The 18,210-nt window shown below is 53.0% G+C and carries 10 protein-coding genes and 1 pseudogene; all 11 read right to left on the bottom strand.

The window, feature by feature from the left end:
- Positions 1-536 (bottom strand): dTDP-4-dehydrorhamnose 3,5-epimerase (rfbC, locus tag GA0061103_RS34520; RefSeq protein ID WP_092720472.1); only part of this gene is annotated, 536 nt, incomplete at its 3' end.
- Positions 537-597: 61 nt separating this feature from the next.
- Positions 598-1,485 carry a glucose-1-phosphate thymidylyltransferase RfbA gene (rfbA, locus tag GA0061103_RS34515; protein WP_092719661.1) on the bottom strand — a complete coding sequence of 296 codons (888 nt, stop codon included), beginning with the start codon at positions 1,483-1,485 and terminating at the stop codon, positions 598-600.
- Positions 1,486-1,570: 85 nt separating this feature from the next.
- The gene (gene rfbD / locus GA0061103_RS34510; protein WP_092719664.1) at positions 1,571-2,473 is read right to left on the bottom strand and encodes a dTDP-4-dehydrorhamnose reductase; all 903 of its coding nucleotides are present in this window, start codon (positions 2,471-2,473) and stop codon (positions 1,571-1,573) included.
- Positions 2,470-3,537, bottom strand: coding sequence for a dTDP-glucose 4,6-dehydratase (gene rfbB, locus GA0061103_RS34505; protein ID WP_092719667.1), 1,068 nt, complete (start codon positions 3,535-3,537; stop codon positions 2,470-2,472). The genes rfbD and rfbB overlap by 4 nt, the downstream gene beginning before the upstream one ends.
- 350 nt (positions 3,538-3,887) lie before the next feature.
- Positions 3,888-7,823: a class I SAM-dependent methyltransferase gene (locus GA0061103_RS34500; protein ID WP_092720470.1), complete on the bottom strand. Its 3,936-nt coding sequence runs from the start codon at positions 7,821-7,823 to the stop codon at positions 3,888-3,890.
- A gap of 55 nt (positions 7,824-7,878) precedes the next feature.
- Complete coding sequence (gene istB, locus GA0061103_RS34495) at positions 7,879-8,730, bottom strand: IS21-like element helper ATPase IstB (protein ID WP_092720467.1); 852 nt, start codon at positions 8,728-8,730, stop codon at positions 7,879-7,881.
- Positions 8,720-9,602 (bottom strand): annotated as a pseudogene (locus GA0061103_RS34490) (Mu transposase domain-containing protein); the annotation flags it as partial. The pseudogene GA0061103_RS34490 and the gene istB, both read right to left, overlap by 11 nt.
- Before the next feature lie 268 nt (positions 9,603-9,870).
- The gene (locus GA0061103_RS34485; protein ID WP_092720465.1) at positions 9,871-11,808 is read right to left on the bottom strand and encodes a M10 family metallopeptidase; all 1,938 of its coding nucleotides are present in this window, start codon (positions 11,806-11,808) and stop codon (positions 9,871-9,873) included.
- 141 nt (positions 11,809-11,949) lie between these two features.
- Positions 11,950-13,260 (bottom strand): HlyD family type I secretion periplasmic adaptor subunit, encoded by a 1,311-nt coding sequence (locus tag GA0061103_RS34480; protein ID WP_092720462.1) that lies wholly within the window; start codon positions 13,258-13,260, stop codon positions 11,950-11,952.
- Entirely contained in the window at positions 13,257-14,969 is a 1,713-nt protein-coding gene (locus tag GA0061103_RS34475) for a type I secretion system permease/ATPase (RefSeq protein WP_092720478.1), read from the bottom strand. Before GA0061103_RS34475 ends, GA0061103_RS34480 begins: the two co-directional genes overlap by 4 nt.
- A gap of 884 nt (positions 14,970-15,853) precedes the next feature.
- Positions 15,854-18,187, bottom strand: coding sequence for a hypothetical protein (locus GA0061103_RS34470; protein WP_092720460.1), 2,334 nt, complete (start codon positions 18,185-18,187; stop codon positions 15,854-15,856).
- Positions 18,188-18,210: the final 23 nt, after the last annotated feature.

Genomic DNA, 18,210 nt, shown 5'->3' with positions numbered 1-18,210 from the left:
TCGGCATCCGCGAGCAGCGGTTGCTGCTGATCCTTGGCGGAAAGCGTGAGCGCATCCAGAGTTTTCCAGTCGATGGCGATCTGCGGATCGTCCCAGCGGATGCCACGATCGCTCTGTGGAGCATAATAATTCGTGGTCTTGTAGAGGAATTCCACATGGTCGCTCAGTGTCAGGAAGCCATGAGCAAACCCTTCGGGTATCCACAACTGACGCTTATTTTCTGCAGAGAGATGAACGCCGACCCATTGCCCGAATGTCGGTGAGGATTTCCGGATGTCGACGGCAACGTCGTAGACTTCGCCAACTACCACTCGCACCAGCTTCGCCTGCGCATGCGGCGGCAGCTGATAGTGCAAACCACGCAGGACACCGCTGCCCGACCGGCTGTGATTGTCCTGCACGAAATCGGCGCTTCGGCCGATCGCTGCGTCGAACTTCGCCTTGCTGAAGCTCTCGAAGAAGAAGCCGCGATCGTCTGCAAACACCGTCGGTTCGATGATCTTGACATCGGGGATAGCGGTATCGATGGCTTTCATTCGTCGTCCTGTTCGGATTGTTTGCAAGGGAGATGCGGCGGCATAAAGCGCGCCTTAGCGATTAGAATATTTGCTCGCGCAAGATGCCAAGGAGATATTGCCCATAGGCATTCTTCTTCAGGGGATCGGCAAGCACCTCGACATCAGACGCACTGATCCAGCCGCTGCGATAGGCGATCTCTTCGGGGCAAGCCACCTTCAGGCCCTGCCGGTTCTCGATCGTCGCAATGTAATGGCTGGCCTCCAGCATCGATTCATGCGTACCGGTATCGAGCCAGGCATAGCCGCGGCCCATCGTCTGGACGTCCAGCCGGCCGGCCTGCAGATAGTGAACATTGACATCGGTGATCTCCAGCTCGCCGCGCGGCGACGGACGGGTGGATTTCGCGACGTCGACGACGCTTTCATCGTAGAAATAGAGGCCGGTAACCGCATAATTGCTTTTCGGCATCTTCGGCTTTTCCTCCAGGCTGATCGCCCGGCCGCTCTGATCGAACTCGACCACGCCATAGCGATGCGGATCCTGCACGTGATAGGCAAAGACGGTCGCACCCGTTTCCTTGGCGCTCGCCTCGTGCAGCAATCGGGTAAAATCATGTCCGTAAAAAATGTTGTCTCCCAGAACCAGGGCAGACGGCGCGCCATCCAGAAACGCTTCGCCGATCAGGAAGGCCTGGGCAAGACCGTCGGGGCTGGGCTGAACGGCATAGTCAAGCTTGATGCCCCATTGGCTGCCGTCGCCGAGCAGTTGTTCGAAGCGGGGCGTGTCCTGCGGCGTCGAGATGATGAGGATCTCGCGGATACCCGCCAGCATCAGCGTCGTCAGCGGATAGTAGATCATCGGTTTATCGTAGATCGGCAGGAGCTGCTTGCTGACCGCAAGTGTCAGCGGATAGAGGCGTGTTCCCGATCCGCCGGCGAGTATGATTCCTTTGCGTGCCTTCGTCATGTTCCTGCGTCTCGTCCTTAGTACATCTGCCTCTATTTCACCGGCGGGAGGGCACGGCCGGAAATCATCGGCAACATTACAGTTTTCAATTCCCTGCAGCCCGCAATCTCGCCAGGACGTCATCGACGCCCTCCTGCCAGAGAGGAAGAGCAATATCAAAGCGATCCATCAGCTTTCGACAATCCAGCCGCGAATTGGCCGGCCGCTTGGCAGGGGTCGGATATTCTGCCGTCGATATCGGCTTCAGCGCATCGAGAGACAACGCAAGCTTGACGTTTGCTGCCAATGCCTCACGAACGATATGCGCGGCGTACCCATACCAGGAGGTGCTGCCCTGTGCGGTGAGGTGATAGGTTCCCGAGAGATCGTCGGCGGCTCGCGAAGCCGTCATGCGCTCGATCACCGTGCGTGTGACATCCGCGATCAGGAACGCCGACGTCGGTGCGCCCACCTGGTCGGCAACAATGTTCAATGCGCTTCTTTCGCCGGCCAGTCGAAGAATGGTCTTCAGGAAATTGCTGCCATGATGACCATAGACCCAGCTGGTGCGCAAAATGGCATGCTGTACGCCGGAGGCGCGCACTGCCTCCTCGCCCAGCCACTTGCTTTCACCATAGACGGACTGCGGATTGACCGGATCGCTCTCCACATAGGGATCGGCCTTCGTGCCGTCGAAGACGTAGTCCGTCGAGTAATGGATGAGCAAGGCGCCGTTATCGGCCGCCCACTGCGCCAATATCCCCGGAGCGGTGGCATTGACCGCCATCGCCTGCTCTTTATCGCTCTCGGCCCGGTCCACCGCCGTATAAGCAGCCGGATTGACGATGATGCCGGGTTTATGCTCGTCGAGAGCGGCAAGGATGCTTCTTTCGCTGGCCAGATCCATGTCCGCGCGCGTCAGGGCAATGACATTCCCCACGACGCCGAGCGAATGTTGCAGCTCGAAACCGACTTGGCCGTTGGCGCCGGTGACCAGAATGGCGCTCACAACTCAACCTCGTACTGCTTGCCGACCCATTCACGATAGGCGCCGCTGATGACGTTGCGAACCCAGTCCTGGTTTTGCAGATACCATTCGATCGTCTTGCGAATGCCGGTCTCGAACGTCTCTTCAGGCTTCCAGCCGAGTTCGCGTTCGAGCTTGCGGGCATCGATCGCATAGCGACGATCGTGACCCGGCCTATCCTTCACAAAGGTGATCTGATCGCTATAGCGACTGCCGTCGGCCTTGGGCCGAAGCTCATCGAGGATCGCACAGATGGTATGTACGACATCAAGATTGGGCTTTTCGTTCCAACCACCGACATTATAGGTCTCGCCAACCGTGCCGGCTTCCAGCACACGGCGAATGGCGCTGCAGTGGTCCCGGACGTACAGCCAATCACGGATCTGCTGGCCATCGCCATAAATCGGCAGGCTCTTTCCCGAAAGCGCGTTCAGGATCACCAGCGGGATCAATTTTTCCGGAAAATGATAAGGTCCGTAATTGTTGCTGCAGTTGGTCGTTAAGACAGGCAGACCATAGGTATGATGCCAAGCACGCACCAGATGGTCAGAAGCAGCCTTGCTGGCGGAATAGGGACTGTTCGGCTCATAGCGGTTGAGCTCGCTGAACGGCGCATCGTCCTTCGACAAGGTGCCGTAGACCTCGTCCGTCGAGACATGAAGAAAACGGAAGCCTTGCTTCTCCCCGTCCGGCAAGCCATCCCAATGGCCGCGCACGGCTTCCAGCAGATTGAAGGTCCCGACGATATTCGTCTGGATGAAATCTCCTGGGCCGTGGATAGAGCGATCGACATGACTTTCAGCCGCGAAATTGATGACCGCACGCGGCTTATGAATCGAGAGCAAATCGCTCACCAGCTCCCGATCGCCGATATCGCCATGCACGAACACATGGCGACTGTCGCTCTTCAGCTCCTTCAGCGTATCCAGATTACCGGCATAAGTCAGCTTGTCGAGGTTAACGACCGTCTCATCGTGACGTTCAAGCCAATCAAGAACGAAGTTTCCGCCAATAAAGCCGGCACCACCGGAAACCAGCATTGTCATCGAAGTTCCATTTCTGCTTTGCGTTAGGCTGAAGATCGCGACATTCAGAGGTACTATTCGCAAGGATACGACGGCCGCAAAGCCATTAAATCAACGCTTCGTCACAAGACCTACCCTAAGAATCTGGGTACTTCAACCTTCATAACCAACCATGATCGGCACCGAGTCAGGGGCTGACTCATCTCAACCACGAGGCCAGCGGTGGACTTCGTGGTTACAACTCTATCCGTGAACGCCATCCACTTGCGCCTGCGTTCTACGTTGCCATCGAGCATCAGGAGTGCACTTTGACTTAGCTATGTTCAGTCAGCTGGCTTCTCGCATCGATCTTCGCGATCTCCCAAAAGCTCTCAGGAGAAAACGGTTTCTCTGATTATTGCTTCAAGGCGCCGCAAGGGCCGCTCCCATCCTTCAATAATCGGCGCGCGCCCACTTGCCCCCTCATCATGAGCTTGCTCTCTTATAAACCGGGCCAGATCGTGACTTAACGATTCTGGCGTTCCAACTGAAATATCCCTAAATTCCCAGTGAGCAGGTATATCTGAAGCAAAAACTGGTAATCCCATTGCCTGCGCTTGCCCAATCCCCAAATTATAACCCTCCCATTTGGAAAAATTCGCATAGCAATCTGCTGCAATGTAAAGCTCGATCATCTCTTCATCAGTTACATTAGCTTTGACCATAAAGCCGCGACGCGCCATTTCGTCAATATCCCCGGGTCCTGCCTTCCCGCATAAAACGAAGACAGTAGTCGATGCCAATTCCGGATATGCGAGTTTAAACTCTTCCACAAACAGCTCGTACTGATCCACGCCCTTGTAGTTCCGCTCGGCATGGTGAAATCTACACACGTTCAGTACTACAAAACGTCCTTCCAAACCAAGTCTTTGTCTCGCTTGAACGCGGATATCTGATTGACCTTGCCAGACCGCAAGATGCGAATTGCCGAGCCGAACCACCTCCATCGAAGCCATACCGGATTCGGCCTTCACAGCCTCAGAGATTCCGATAATTCTATCAGCCATAGGAACGCAAAACTGTTTCTCGGCGTTAATCATCCGACGCAAATCAGCGTCATTGAAAAACTCCGGATTTGGCTCCCCGTAATCAATCACGATTGAACGGATCGAACCACCTATCCATCGAAGAGTTGAAAAAAATGGAGGGGTGTGAACAATGACACAATCAATCTTGAGCTCAAAAGCGACCCTTGCAGCTTCGGCCGGATCTTCAATCACAATTCTGCGGCAGCCCGGATAACTAAACTCGTTGGCATTCTTATGCCCACCGATAAAAACCTCGAATCCGCATTTCAAAAGATATTGCGCCTGCAGGTCGACCACGACTGCAACACCGTGACCGATCTGATGGGTGACACTGAGCATCAAGACTCTAATCGGCTCACCATTTTGCAAGGCATGTTGGCGCCATGGCCATACAGTTCGCGGCGGATTTGCCAGCTTATACGTTTCGATCAGGCTCAAATTCGGGCTATAATAAGGATCATTTTTAAAGAAGCTGCGTCCTTTAGAAAGCGTATAGTTCGCCTCTTTCCGAAAGAGTGCTTGTTTTGCGGGCGTATCATCTTGCCCCCTGGTTTTAGATTCATGATGAATTAGGAGCGGATCGCTAATCCCGATTACCCGATAGCCGGCTTGAACCAGTTCGATATTCAACTTTACATCGTTAAACGCGACGGCAAGGGCTGGATCAAACCCACCGACTTTAGTAAAGACTTCTTTCCGAATTGCCAGGCAAGCTCCTGTAACTGCCGACATCTCCCGCGTTGCATTCCCAAGTTCGGCGTATCCACCCTCATCAGGCCGCTTCCCTACGAGCGTATGCGCTGCCACGCCTTGGATGCCGACGACAGTCCCGCCGTGCTGAACAGTACCATCGGGATAGAGCAGCTTTGCCCCGACCGATCCCACATCCGATTGGGCGAGATAACGAACAAGCTTTCGAATCCACAACGGATCGTTAACCGTCGTATCATTGTTGAGAAATATAAAAATAGAATTATTACACGCCGCTGCAGCAGTATTACAAATCTGCGCAAAATTGAACGCGTGCGGATACGGAACAATTCGAATAGAGTTCTCGCGCTCTATTTTCCTAAAATAGATTAATGTTTCAGGCAGCATTGACTGATTGTCGACAATAACAATTTCAATTGCGTGTCGTGGATAGTCAGACTGTGACAGAATACTGTCGACACAGGCCCGCAGGATATCTACCGAATCGCGCGTTGGTATGATTATGCTGACGGAGGGGAGCGGATCTGGATCGCTTAATTCAGGTGCTTTATGAACCTTTGGTATATCCTTCTTTGCCAAATGAAATAGGATCGACGGAACATGCAAGACTTCGCTGCGAGCTAGCGCGCTGGCACATGACGCCAGTGCGTCCTCTACGTCGCCTCCTGCAGCAATTTTCTCCACAATTTGCTGCAAACGATCTGCGCCTTTGATCGCGGCCGCACTCCCGATATAGTTCAGCCAACGCAATAGCTCAGGTGAGAAATCTGGTTTAAAGAATGGCTGCTCCCGCTTTCCGTCGATCGCGCGCCGATCGTCGTCCGCATAGATCAAGCAGTAATTTGTTGACGCCGCAGCGCCAGCGGCGATCCCGTATAGACAATGAGCTGAAAGAAGTGTTCCACCGTCAACTATGAGCGTGACAGAAGATGTATCGAGGGCATCCAGAACATTGTCCGCCCCGCCTCTGACGAAGCTATCCTCGTCAGAGTGCCCCTTCTTAGATGTCGATCCATCGGCTTTCGACGATGGTTCCCAGTACACAATATTTTTTGCCTTAAGTAATTGATATTCAAGTGATTTTTTTGTTTCAGCCCATGCTCCATTTACAATTACCAACACCGAAATCTCAGGCAATTCGCCCGACGCAATATGCCGACGAATTTGCCTCTCATCGTCTGCCGATAAGGTGTCGAATTTATCGATCCAAACATCATATTCGGCGCTATTGGATACCTTATCAGTGATAGCAGATGCCGGCTGTAGCGATTTGAGCTTAAGACGACGCCTAATGGAATTTCTGAGAACATCGCGCGCATTGTTCCTACCTGCCGCAGCGTTCAACAAAAGCCGAATTCGCTGCGCTTGCGTTTTTAGCGGAAGCCTTGCCCGCCGAAGCGGTGCGGTAATTCTCCAGGAAGTGGAAGCATAGAGATCGCCTATGAGTTGATCACGATGACGAACGAGTACTTGAGCATGATACAATTCGGCGCGCAGCGCATCCAGCTCTTGCCTAAGAATTAGCGCATTTGATCTTAGCCCTTCTTTTAACTTCGCTTCCTGTTTGGATTTCTTAATGAGCCGATGATTATCTTCCTCAAGCACACTAGTATTTTTTTTCAGCGCGTCAGCCTCCGCCGCCCAACGCTCGCCAACCTGGGCAAGGCGAATTTGCTCCGCCTCCGCCTGGGATCTTAAGTCCTCCAGAGCATCGTTTGCAGTCTGTTGGGACGCGAACTTTGTCCACGCTTCTGTCGCTGCCTGACCAAGAACTGCGAAGCGATTTCTGAAGCGCTCCGCTTCACTGTTCCCTAGATGCGCCAAATCAACGATAGCGGCAGGCAAATCACTGCCGATTAGCAACACACCCAGCCCTGCGGAATGATGAAAACTGAAACTTGGGTAGTGCTCTAGCAAATCCGCCCATAGCTGATGAACGCCGAAACCCATCGATCGTACTGCTATATCATGGAACAGAACAATGCCACGCTGGCGGGAAACCTTTGGAAGCCAGTTTTCAAAATCTTGGCGCACTGCCTCATATGTATGTAGGCCATCTATGTGCAGTAGTTCGACGGAACCGTCGGCGAATCGACCCGAAGCCTCCGCAAACGTCATTTTCAGAAGGGTGGAAAACTCGCTATAACGGACGTCATTAAGTTGTTTAACCTTTTCAAAAACCTCATGGCCATAAAATCCTGCATGCTCATCGCCTTGCCAAGTGTCGATCGCGTAACAAGTAGTCTGAGCGCTAAGCTCCGACTGCTTTACCTCTTCACAAAAGGCCGAATACGAAACACCATTATGGGTGCCCAATTCGACGATACATGAAGGTTTCAATGCGGCCACAAGCCAGTGCGCAAAAGGTACATGACCGTGCCACCCGCTTGCCTCCTCCGCTAACAAGTTTGTGCGAAAAACGGGATCTATAGAATGTGCTAGTAAAGCCGCCAACGGATTGAAAGCCTGGCTCCCGGAAGCATTGTCAGGAGTGGTGTTTATTTCCGGTGCTGGCTTATAATTCGACATTTTGTCCTCTGGCGCTTGGAAAATGGCCGTGTTTTTTCAGATTACCGTCTGATAGTCAAATGAGCGAGGTGGTTGGAAAACGGTTGAAGTCAGGTTTCAACCGCTTCTTCGCCGCGTCTGACCAGTCGCACGTCCTGCGTTGTTGATTTGCGCTGAGAGCTGACCCGCTGTCGTTTCCTGTTTCAAGGATGTGGCAGTGATGGGTGAGCCGGTCGAGCAAGGCGGTCGTCATCTTGGCATCGCCGAAGACACTGGCCCATTCGCTGAAGCTCAGGTTGGTCGTGATGATGACGCTTGTGTGCTCGCAGAGCTTGCTCAGCAGATGGAATAGCAGTGCGCCACCTGAAGCACTGAACGGCAGATAGCCAAGTTCGTCCAGGATGACGAGATCACATCGGAAGAGACGCTTGGCGATTTTTCCTGAATGTCCCTGCGCCTTTTCCTGCTCCAGGGCATTGACCAGCTCGACCGTCGAGAAGAAGCGGACCCGCTTATGGTGATGCTCGACAGCCTGGACGCCGATCGCCGTGGCAATATGCGTCTTACCAGTGCCAGGGCCGCCGATCAGCACTATGTTGTTGGCCTCGGTGAGGAAGTCACAGCGGTGCAACTGACGCACGAGTGCCTCGTTGATCTCGCAGTTTGTAAAATCAAAACCGCTCAGGTCCCGATAGGCCGGGAAGGCTGCAGACCTCAACTGATAGGCTATCGCCTTTACTTCCCGTTCTGTTGTCTCGGCTTTGAGCACTGTTGTCTCGGCTTTGAGCAGTTGTGAGAGGACAGGAATGATCGCCTCGAACGCCGGCGCGCCTTGCTCGGTCAGCTCACCGACGGCCTGGGCCATGCCGTGCATCTTCAATTGTCGCAACATGATGACGACAGCGCCGCTTGCAGGGTCATGACGCATGACGGGCCTCCGTCTTTCTCAAGGTATCGCAGCGTTCGACATTGGCTTTCGGCTCATTGGTAAGCGTCAGGGCCTGTGGTGCATCGATAGTGGGTGGCGTGAAGGATTTGCCGTCGACAAGGCGATGAAGCAGGTTCAGCACATGAGTCTTGTTGGAACGCCCGGCTTCAGCGCCATGTCCACAGCCGACAGCACGGCCTGTTCATCGTGCTGCAGGACGAGCGCCAGGATGTCAACCATCTTGCGGTCGCCACCCGGCTTCTTGAGCAGGTACTGCTGCAAGGTCCGGAACGCGTCCGGTAGCTCAACGAACGGCGCAGCATTGCGAAGAGCGCCGGGCTTGCGCTGTACGACAGCCAGATAATGCCGCCAGTCGTAAATCGTCTGCCCCCGTCGGTCGTGGGAGCGATCGATGACGCGGTGATGCTCGCAGACGATCTGACCTTCCGCAGCGACAACGACACGATCCGGATAGACCCGAAGGCTTACCGGGCGATTGGCGAAGGATGCGGGGACGCTGTAGCGATTGCGTTCGAGATGGACTAGGCAGGTCGGCGTGACACGCTTTGTATATTCGACGAACCCGTCGAACGGCCGGGAGACCGGCATTAAGCCAGAGCCTCCTCAGCCCAGATGTCGGCAATGGTGCCACGCATCTGGCCGTGTGGGGTCTTTGCCCAGAACTCCTTGCACTGAAGCTCAAGCCAGTCATTCAGGGCTTCCAGCGATGGAAAGCGTGGGATCAGTTGAAAGAAGCGATGACGTGCATCCTGAACGTTCTTTTCGACCTGTCCCTTCTCCCAGCCGGACGCAGGATTGCAGAACTCCGGCTCGAACATATAGTGGCTGGCCATCGCCAGGAAGCGCACGTTGTCACTCGGCGCCCGTCAGGATCTCAACCTTGGCCATTCATACCTGTTACATCAAAAATAAATCATCTGCGTCGTAACTTGCGCCAATCCCGCACCTAACCAAAATCCGCTCACCGGACACTCACGATACGGTTAGAGCTTCCTTGCGAGCGCTGCGGACGCAGGCTTCGTGATCTGCCTAGTTATCCAAGTTAACGACAACTTTTGCGTTAGTTGAACGGCGGACATCGAGATTTAGGAAAAACCGCAGCTGACCTTAAGATCCTACCTATGCAAGCACACCGTCATTCACGTAGGTCCGGCCCTCAAAGATGCCGAACTCCAAATAGTGTACAAGAGGATTGATACCGGCAGCAGCGACATCAGGATAAAGCTTCAGGTAGCCTGCGGTATCAAAATTGGCGGACGGATCTCTTCCTTCATGCCAACCATACTGCAAATAATGCGTGAACGGATTAACGCCGGCAGCGGCCACATCCTTATACTTTGCCAAATACGCTGAGGTGTCAAAAAACGCGTTTGGATCGCGCCCCTCATGCCAGCCATATTGATTATAGTGCTGCACCGGATCCATATGGGCCGCTGCCACATCCGGATTGCTCTGGAAATAGAATATACCGTTGATCAACAGCTCGGCCGCATTAAGAGGGCGGCCCTCATAGAAACCGAAGTTTAAATAATGTTGAAGCGGATCAATCTTTGCTGCGGCGACGTCCGGATTGATCCGCAGATATTCCAACGTATGGAAAGCGTCGGACGGGTCGCGTCCCTCCTTCCACCCAAACTGATCATAATGCAGCAGCGGGTTGATTCCAGCAGCTGCAACGTCATGATACTTAGCCAAATATTCCGAGGTATCGAAGAATTTATTTGGATCGCGGCCTTCGCGCCATCCGTAATTCAAGTAATGCTGATCCGCGTCGGCGCCCGCGTTAAGAACGTCACGATTATGAGTGTAATAGAACATATCGTCGACCAGACTGTCACCCTGAACAACGGCCCTATCAGAGAACTGCAGTTTCTCGATCGAAACCAGGCTTTCCACCGCTCCGCCGCCCTTGACCACCATTGCGCGATAGCCGTAATCGACCGTCGCGTCTGCCAGCCTGAAGTTGAGGACGGCTGTGTCAAAACCAGCACCGCCATCTAACCAGTCGTTGCCCGTCCCGCCATTCAGCCAATCGTTACCGGCGCCACCCTTTAGCGTATTGTTTGCGGCATTGCCGATAATCGTATCGTTGCCGGAGCCACCAATTGCGTTTTCGATCAATGAGCGGCTGTCGCCATTGTACTGGAGGGCATTGTAGACATTGCCGTGTGCGAAATTGCCATCCCCGAGGTAGGCGCTTTGTGCAGCGGACATCAATGACCAGCTGCCCGGTTGCAAATTTATAGACTGATTTGTGGTGTAGTTTGAGAAATCATAGGTATCGTTGCCACCACCATCCCAAACGGTGAGAAAAATGCGATTGTCACCAGGCTTTCCCTGCCCGACACCATCAATGAACATTTCGCCGGTGGTGGGTGAAAAGGTGTAAGTCGTATCTCCGGAATGCGTCGTGAAATTAGCCCCGTACAACTTCTGAATGGCTGCGATGTCATACATCATTAACGACTGAGCGAAGCCGAAATCTTCGTTCGTATAACCAAAGCTGGTCGATGCCGCAAAATAAGAGCGGTAGCTCATGACAGTGAATTCCATGCTGTCATGCCAGATACTCATCGTCGAGGAATTATAAAGTGAAGGCTCAAAAGAATGCTTGAGGCCAAGTGCATGTCCGATTTCGTGCAGAGTGGAGATCCAGGCATAATTGCCTTTGATCGGATCGGTCATCGCACTCGTGCCAGTCTGCGTACCAAACCAGACGTCGCCACCAAGATCAGAACTCGACGGAAAATACGTATAGGCGGTATCTTGCGCTTCATCCGACATGCCAAACCGAATTGTGGCACTTCCCGCATCGGCTTTTTCGTTGAAGGAAAGATTCGAGACGGAGGCATATTGTGCCAACGCGGAATTCACCGCAGTCTGCATGGTGACATTGAGTGGCTGAAACGTCAGCTGTTCCCCGGTGCTATAGCTGCCATACTGCGCGCCACTCGTCGGAAACGAAAAATCGAGTGAGGTTTGCGCCCAATACTGCCCGTAGATCAAGTCATCGGCATCATCGCCAAAAACCGAGACGGGATAGGTGATAGTTAGCATTCATCAAATCTCCCGGAGCATAGCGACTTTAAAGGCCCTTTTTCACTGAGCTGAATAAACAAGGAAAGGGAAGTCTGCAAGTAGGGGTGGCATCATCTTTGGCACAATCCTTGATTTCCGAGGGTCATCCATTCCACATCGTTACTGTTCTTTGAACGCGCGAACCACCTGATCGGACAACGGTTTTGCCAAATAGGCTAACATCGTACGCTGATCCGTCTGGACGAATGCCTCCACCGGCATGCCTGCTATTGGTACCATATTACCCAATCGGGCCCATTCGACCGCAGGTATAGCAACTCTGATATCATAGTAGCTTTGCCCAGTGCGCTGATCGGTTGTCAGGTCGGCCCCGATGCTCGTTATGCGGCCTGCTAGTCCCGGCGTGGTGCGTTGATTGAAAGCCGAAAACCGAACCATCACATCCTGCCCGACAGCCACTTGATCGATATCCCGTGGTGATAGCTTAAGTTCCGGCGTCAGCGCATCCTTGTCGGGCACGATCTGCATGATCGCCTCACCAGGCTTGACGACCGTTCCGGCCGTATGAACGACAAGCTGATGAACGATCCCCTCCTGGGGTGCGCGAATATCAATATGCTTCAGCTCATCTTCGGCAGCAACAAGCCGCTCAGAATATTCGCCGATATCACTTTCGGCCTGGCGCAATTGGTCCGATATCTCGGTTCTTTGATCGTCATCGACTTGAATAATCTGCAGCTGGGTTTCGGCAATTTTTCCATTGGTTTGAGCTGCGGAGGCGATCAGACTTCCAAGCTGGCCGGTGAGATCAGCAGCATCACGCCGTAAGCTATAGACCCGCGTCGCGGGAATGATACCCTGCTCAAGCAGTGGCTGAAGACTGGCGAGTTCGGTATTTATGATATCGATCGCCTGTCGTTTGCCTTCCTGCTGAGCGCCCAGCCCCTCCGCCTCCTTCGAAAGCTGACGGACCCGTTCGGCCAATTGCGCTTTGCGGCCTATTCTGGATGAGCGCCGATCTTCAAACAGCCGTCGCTCTCCATCAAGTATCGCCGCTACTTCGGCTATCTCTTGTTCGCTTAGAAGATCCTCTGGAAAAGTGATTGCCTCTTTCGCATCTCGTTCTGCCGAGAGCCGAGCTACGCGCGCCGAAAGCTCCTTCAGGCGCTTCGAGATGATGGCCCGATTGGCACGGGCCTGCGTGTCATCGAGATGCACGAGTATTTGGCCAGCTGCAACGAGATCGCCATTTTTGACGAATACCTGGCCAACAGTACCGCCCTTTTGGTGCTGGACGGGCTTGACATAGCTATCAACAACCAACGTGCCAGTGGCGATAACGGCACCCTGAAGACGAATAGTGGCAGCCAACCCTCCCAAAACGCCAACGAGAAGGATCATCGCGGCGAGCGCAACCAGCGTCAGGCGGCGGACGGCACGTTCAGCAAGCGGCGTAAGAGCGCCGTTCATTGTGCCATCTCCTCACCGCCGATAATCAGCCGGACGGGTTGAGGCCCCGGAGGGCCGGGCTGCGTTGTCCTCCTGAGAACCTCATCTTTCGGTCCGAAAGCCTGCATTTGGCCATTCGTCAACACGAGAACCTTGTCGATCGCAGCAAGCGCGCTGGGACGATGCGCAACGACGACGACAATGCCTCCACGGGCCTTCACGCTCAAGATCGCTCGCGATAGCGCTAGCTCTCCATCAGCGTCGAGATTCGAATTCGGCTCGTCGAGAATGATCAGGAACGGCTCGCCATAGAGCGCGCGGGCCAGCGCAATACGCTGCCGCTGCCCGCCCGACAACGCGGACCCTTGCTCGCCAATCTTCGTTTCAAAGCCTTGGGGAAATTGCAGGATCATGTCGTATACGCCCGCGGTCTTCGCAGCAGCAATGATCTTGTCCGATGTCGCATCCGGGTCAAACCGGGCAATGTTTTCGGCGATGGATCCGCCAAACAATGCGACATCCTGCGGCAGATACCCAATATGCTTGCCAAGTGCATGCGGATCCCATTGCGACAGTGCTGCTCCATCCAAGCGAACCGCTCCTGCAACCGGTGGCCAAAGGCCGACGAGTCCCCGCGCGAGTGTGGATTTGCCGGATGCGCTGGGGCCAATCACACCAACAGAATCCCCCGCCTGGAGCTCTATGGATATGTTTCGTACGATCGAGTTCTTGGACGCCGGGGCCGCAAGATGCAAATTTTCCACTTTCAAGGTTTTCTCCGGCTTGGGCAAAGCGACCTCTCGCCCATCGACGGATATCAAGTCGGCGAGCCTAATCAGACGCGACCAACTATCTCTGGCGGCGACAAAGCTCTTCCACTGGCTGATTGCCAATTCGACCGGAGCCAATGCTCGGCTGAGGAGAATGGAACTCGCAATCATGATGCCGCCCGAAGCTTCCTGACGAATGACGAGGACGGCGCCAACGGCAAGCACGGCTGATTGCAGCATCATCCGCAAAATCTTCGAAATTGTCCCGAGGGTAACGGTTACGTTTGACAAGCGTAAATGATTGCCCAGATAGCGGCTATTGATCTCATCCCACTTCGTGCCAAGCATATGGCCGAAGCCCATTGCAAGCACAGCTTCGGAGTTTCTACGTGTTGCTTCCGCCAGCGCCATACGCTCCGAAATGATCTTGGCTGCCTCTTTTGCCGGTTCGCGAGACATCCGTTCGGTCAAGATTGTAAGTCCGACAAGTATCAACGCGCCGGCAAGCGCCGTGACTCCGATCCAGATATGAAAAAGGAAACACAAACCAAGATAAAAAGGCATCCAGGGAATATCAAATAGAGCAGTTGGCCCCGGCCCGGAAAGAAAAGAGCGTACAACGTCAAGATCCCGTACAGGCTGGAGACCATCTCCCTGCACCTGCATGCGCGCGGGAAACAGGACAAGAGAATCGTAGACTGTTGTTCCAAACCGCTCATCGACTGAGAGTCCTAAACGCACCAAGAGCATTGAGCGGACCACCTCTAGAAATCCTTGGAAGGCATAGAGCGTCACCGCAATGATACCAAGGCCGACGAGAGTCGGCAGACTTCGCGCCGGGATCACCCGGTCGTAGACCTGCAACATGAAAAACGAGCCGGTTAGCGCAAGGATATTGACAAGCGCGCTGGTCGCTCCGATCCCCAGGAAAGCCATCTTCAGTGACGATAGCACCGCCATCAGAAATGATCGCGGCTTAATTGCGTTATCGAACACGTCTAAATTCCCCGCACGCTGTTGCCGGGAGAACGTAAGCTGCCCGACCGAAAAATTGCTGCCGCCAAACGGTCTAATAAAAATAAGTTATTCGCGTCCTTGAACATAAAGGATACGTGCCCTCTCTGGTCACTGATATATTTCAGCCTCGCCCCAACTTACTTCAACAATTGACGTGCGGACTGTCGCTCGAACCAATCCCTTAGAACACAATAAGCCGCGTGGTGATCGATGCATCTGAAAGATGCCGTACGGCTTACGTCATGCTACGGCAACAACGACATATCATTCTATGATCCCATCCTTAACCAAACCTAACGGCGGAATTCAAATGTTACGCCGGCACAGCGCACAAAAGTTAAAAATAACCAGATTCTTCTGAGCGACTTGGAGACCCGCAGAAATCTTCAGCAGCTGACGAGCGCCTAAACATTGGGCATATAGATGCACAACCTCTTACACTATCAAACATCTGCTCAGCCTTCTTGAAAGGCACGCGCAGAAATTCACCGGTTTCCGACATCGACAAAAGGGGAGCATTGCTTAGGCGTCCTCAAGCATCTTAAAACAGCACCGGCATTATTCTTGATGCACTTGCTGATCGACGCTCGTGGGCTATTTGAATAGCCCAGCCTCCGCGTTAGGCGATGTCTTACCCAGATCCCATATTACTATCGCAGTCCGAGGACTTCCTAACGTCCCGCAATAATACTCCAAGTTGAGGTCAATCCTTTAGCTCACGTTTAGAGATGTTAAGTTAATGTTCGTGTTTGGCATTTTTGAGAACATGGAGCACGAGGTTTCGTAGGCTCGCCGGCAAGACGGCCCCCACCGTGGGGTTACACGAGCTATCTAGGACGGAGACCTAGATCGGCGCGGATAATTCCGATGCCCAATATGCGTTCGTCGAATGAGCCTGTCAGAGCATGTGGGGAAGTTGCGTCAGGAACTTTTATCCTTATCTCTTGGTAGGTTTTACTCGTGTCCAAGGGCATCGAAATCTTGTTGTTATCTTGAGTTGAGAAAACTATTCTTTCATTCCAATCGCCGCCATTCATTGGACTTTCAAACTCGACCGCTACCGGCCGTTGCCCGCTGGCGCCAAAGACATTGAAATGAAGAACGGCAAAGCATTCCTTGATCTTGCAGTCGCGCGGAACTGGGAGCACAAGTTTGGAAGAATGCTGTGACCAGACTTGGCGCTCTTCCAAAGCATACCATCCCTGCGGCAAGATAAATGAGCTGTCCTTTAGCGCTGAACCAAACTCGATTGGGTAGTGGACTTCCCCAAAGAGAGCATTCATCAGAGTTTGTCGCCCAGTTTCCGCGGCGAACTGCGGCTGTAGCCTTATCGTTGCAAACAGATCGCCGTCTGCCACCTCAATGTATGGTAGCCGCTCGATCTCTTGAATAACGGGCTGAAGAGCAATTTTCCGTTGATCCGGACAGTAGAATCCCGGGATTCCATTCCAATCCTCCTTGTCAATCTCTGTGAGCGTGGCTTGTGTCTGGCTGACACAGGGCCAAAGGTAAGAAGATGACAGCATGTGGAAGTAAGGTATCACTACCGCATCAGCTTTTTTTCCCCAAAGTAGCCTAATGATATCGGCAATCTTACTTTCATCGAGGTCTCCACCTAAAGCCACCATGGCTGAAGGCCAGTTCGAGAGCGCTGTGAGGAGGTTTTTATCGCCGCCTATATTGAAAGTGCGGAAGTGGGCAGTCGGTGCTAAATAGTTTGCGATGAAATCATTGCCCCACGGAACGAAGGCAACTACTTCATTCTGCTTAACTTTATAGCGAAGCTTCTCCACTAGATCTCTGTCAATCTGGAGGAATTGTGCTCTGTTATCCATAAGCGAGCGAAATCGCTGGGGAAGATTTGGAATGTTTAAGAAGGTAATTAACGCCAGCGTAGCAACGGGAAACAGGCTTCCTTTTCGAAATGATCCCGTCCAAACAACGACAGATGCCCATAATGCGAATATCCCAAGGGCGGACCAGCGGTAAGATGCCCTCATAGCTTTGAAACCTGGTAAGGTTTCTGAAATCCAGCCAGTGCCCGTTGGACCGAGACCGTACTCAGCAGACATCATAGCGCTCTGCTGCCTGGGATGATTTGCCTGCATATCTTCGGGTTTAACGGAATTTATCTTCAGGGACGGTCCAAGCGCCATGAAAAAAGCAACTACGGCGACAACCAACAAGCCTGTCGCTAGGTTTCGTCGCCGCCTAACCTGCCACCAAGAAAACAGTCCAGCTATAATTATCGGAAGAGAAAATGTTGTTTTCCAAACGGAGGAATCCCCAAAGTAAATTTCGTCAGTACGGCGGATACTAATGTCAAGAGTATCCAAAAACCAAAATAGGCCCTTTGTCGGAATAACAATAAAAGATAAATCAAGTCCCCACCCGCGAAAAAAATTTAATGGAATTTCTTCAAAGCTATCCTTACCAATGTAGATAATGTATGCTATGTAAGCTAGAAAGAAGCTAACTATATGGATAGGAAAGACTGTTGCCAGTAGGCTTCGACGCTTTGCGACATCAACAAGAATATTGATCAATAGAAGTATACTTGATCCAATTGCGAACATGACAAAAGTATATCCATCCATGAATACGGATATAATAGTTGCTATCATGTAAAATATAGTTGCCAATATCAGGCCGGATTTTGACTGCTGCTGGAACAAATTTAACGTTGCCAGGAAGTAAAATGGTAACAGGGCGATCCCCAGCGAAAGCATGGAATAGCCAGCATGCGCCCAGATGGTGGGCATGCTCATCCACGTCATAGCACCAAGGATGGAAACTGAACGGCTTGCTCCAAACGTGCGGGAAATGAGATAGGCTGAACAGAATGCCAGCATCAACCAGAGGGCAACCATTCCGGCGTAAGCGTCGGAAGGGCGCAGCCCCAGTCGGATCAACCAGCTTTCGGGCAGAGCGCCGGCCAAGCCAAACGCAATCGCAGCGGGTTTCGGAAGTCCAAAGTTATGCGCGTATATGCTATACAAAGGTCCGTTGGCGAATGATTTTGCAAAACCCGATGTCCAGACTGCCTGCCCCAGCGTGGGCGTCATCAAGAACGGGACGGCGCCATGGAAAAAAAGCATTAGGCTAACCGCTAAGATTGCGAAGGCCTTTTCGCGAGCGGTCCAGTTATCGACTTCCGACATGTTTGCTCCGACAATTCCAAAGC

This window comes from Martinezella multihospitum (assembly GCF_900094585.1).
Classification (GTDB): Bacteria; Pseudomonadota; Alphaproteobacteria; order Rhizobiales; family Rhizobiaceae; genus Rhizobium; species Rhizobium multihospitium.
The sequence above is the reverse complement of the archived record's forward strand: the minus strand, read 5'-3'. Positions and strand labels throughout refer to the sequence as shown.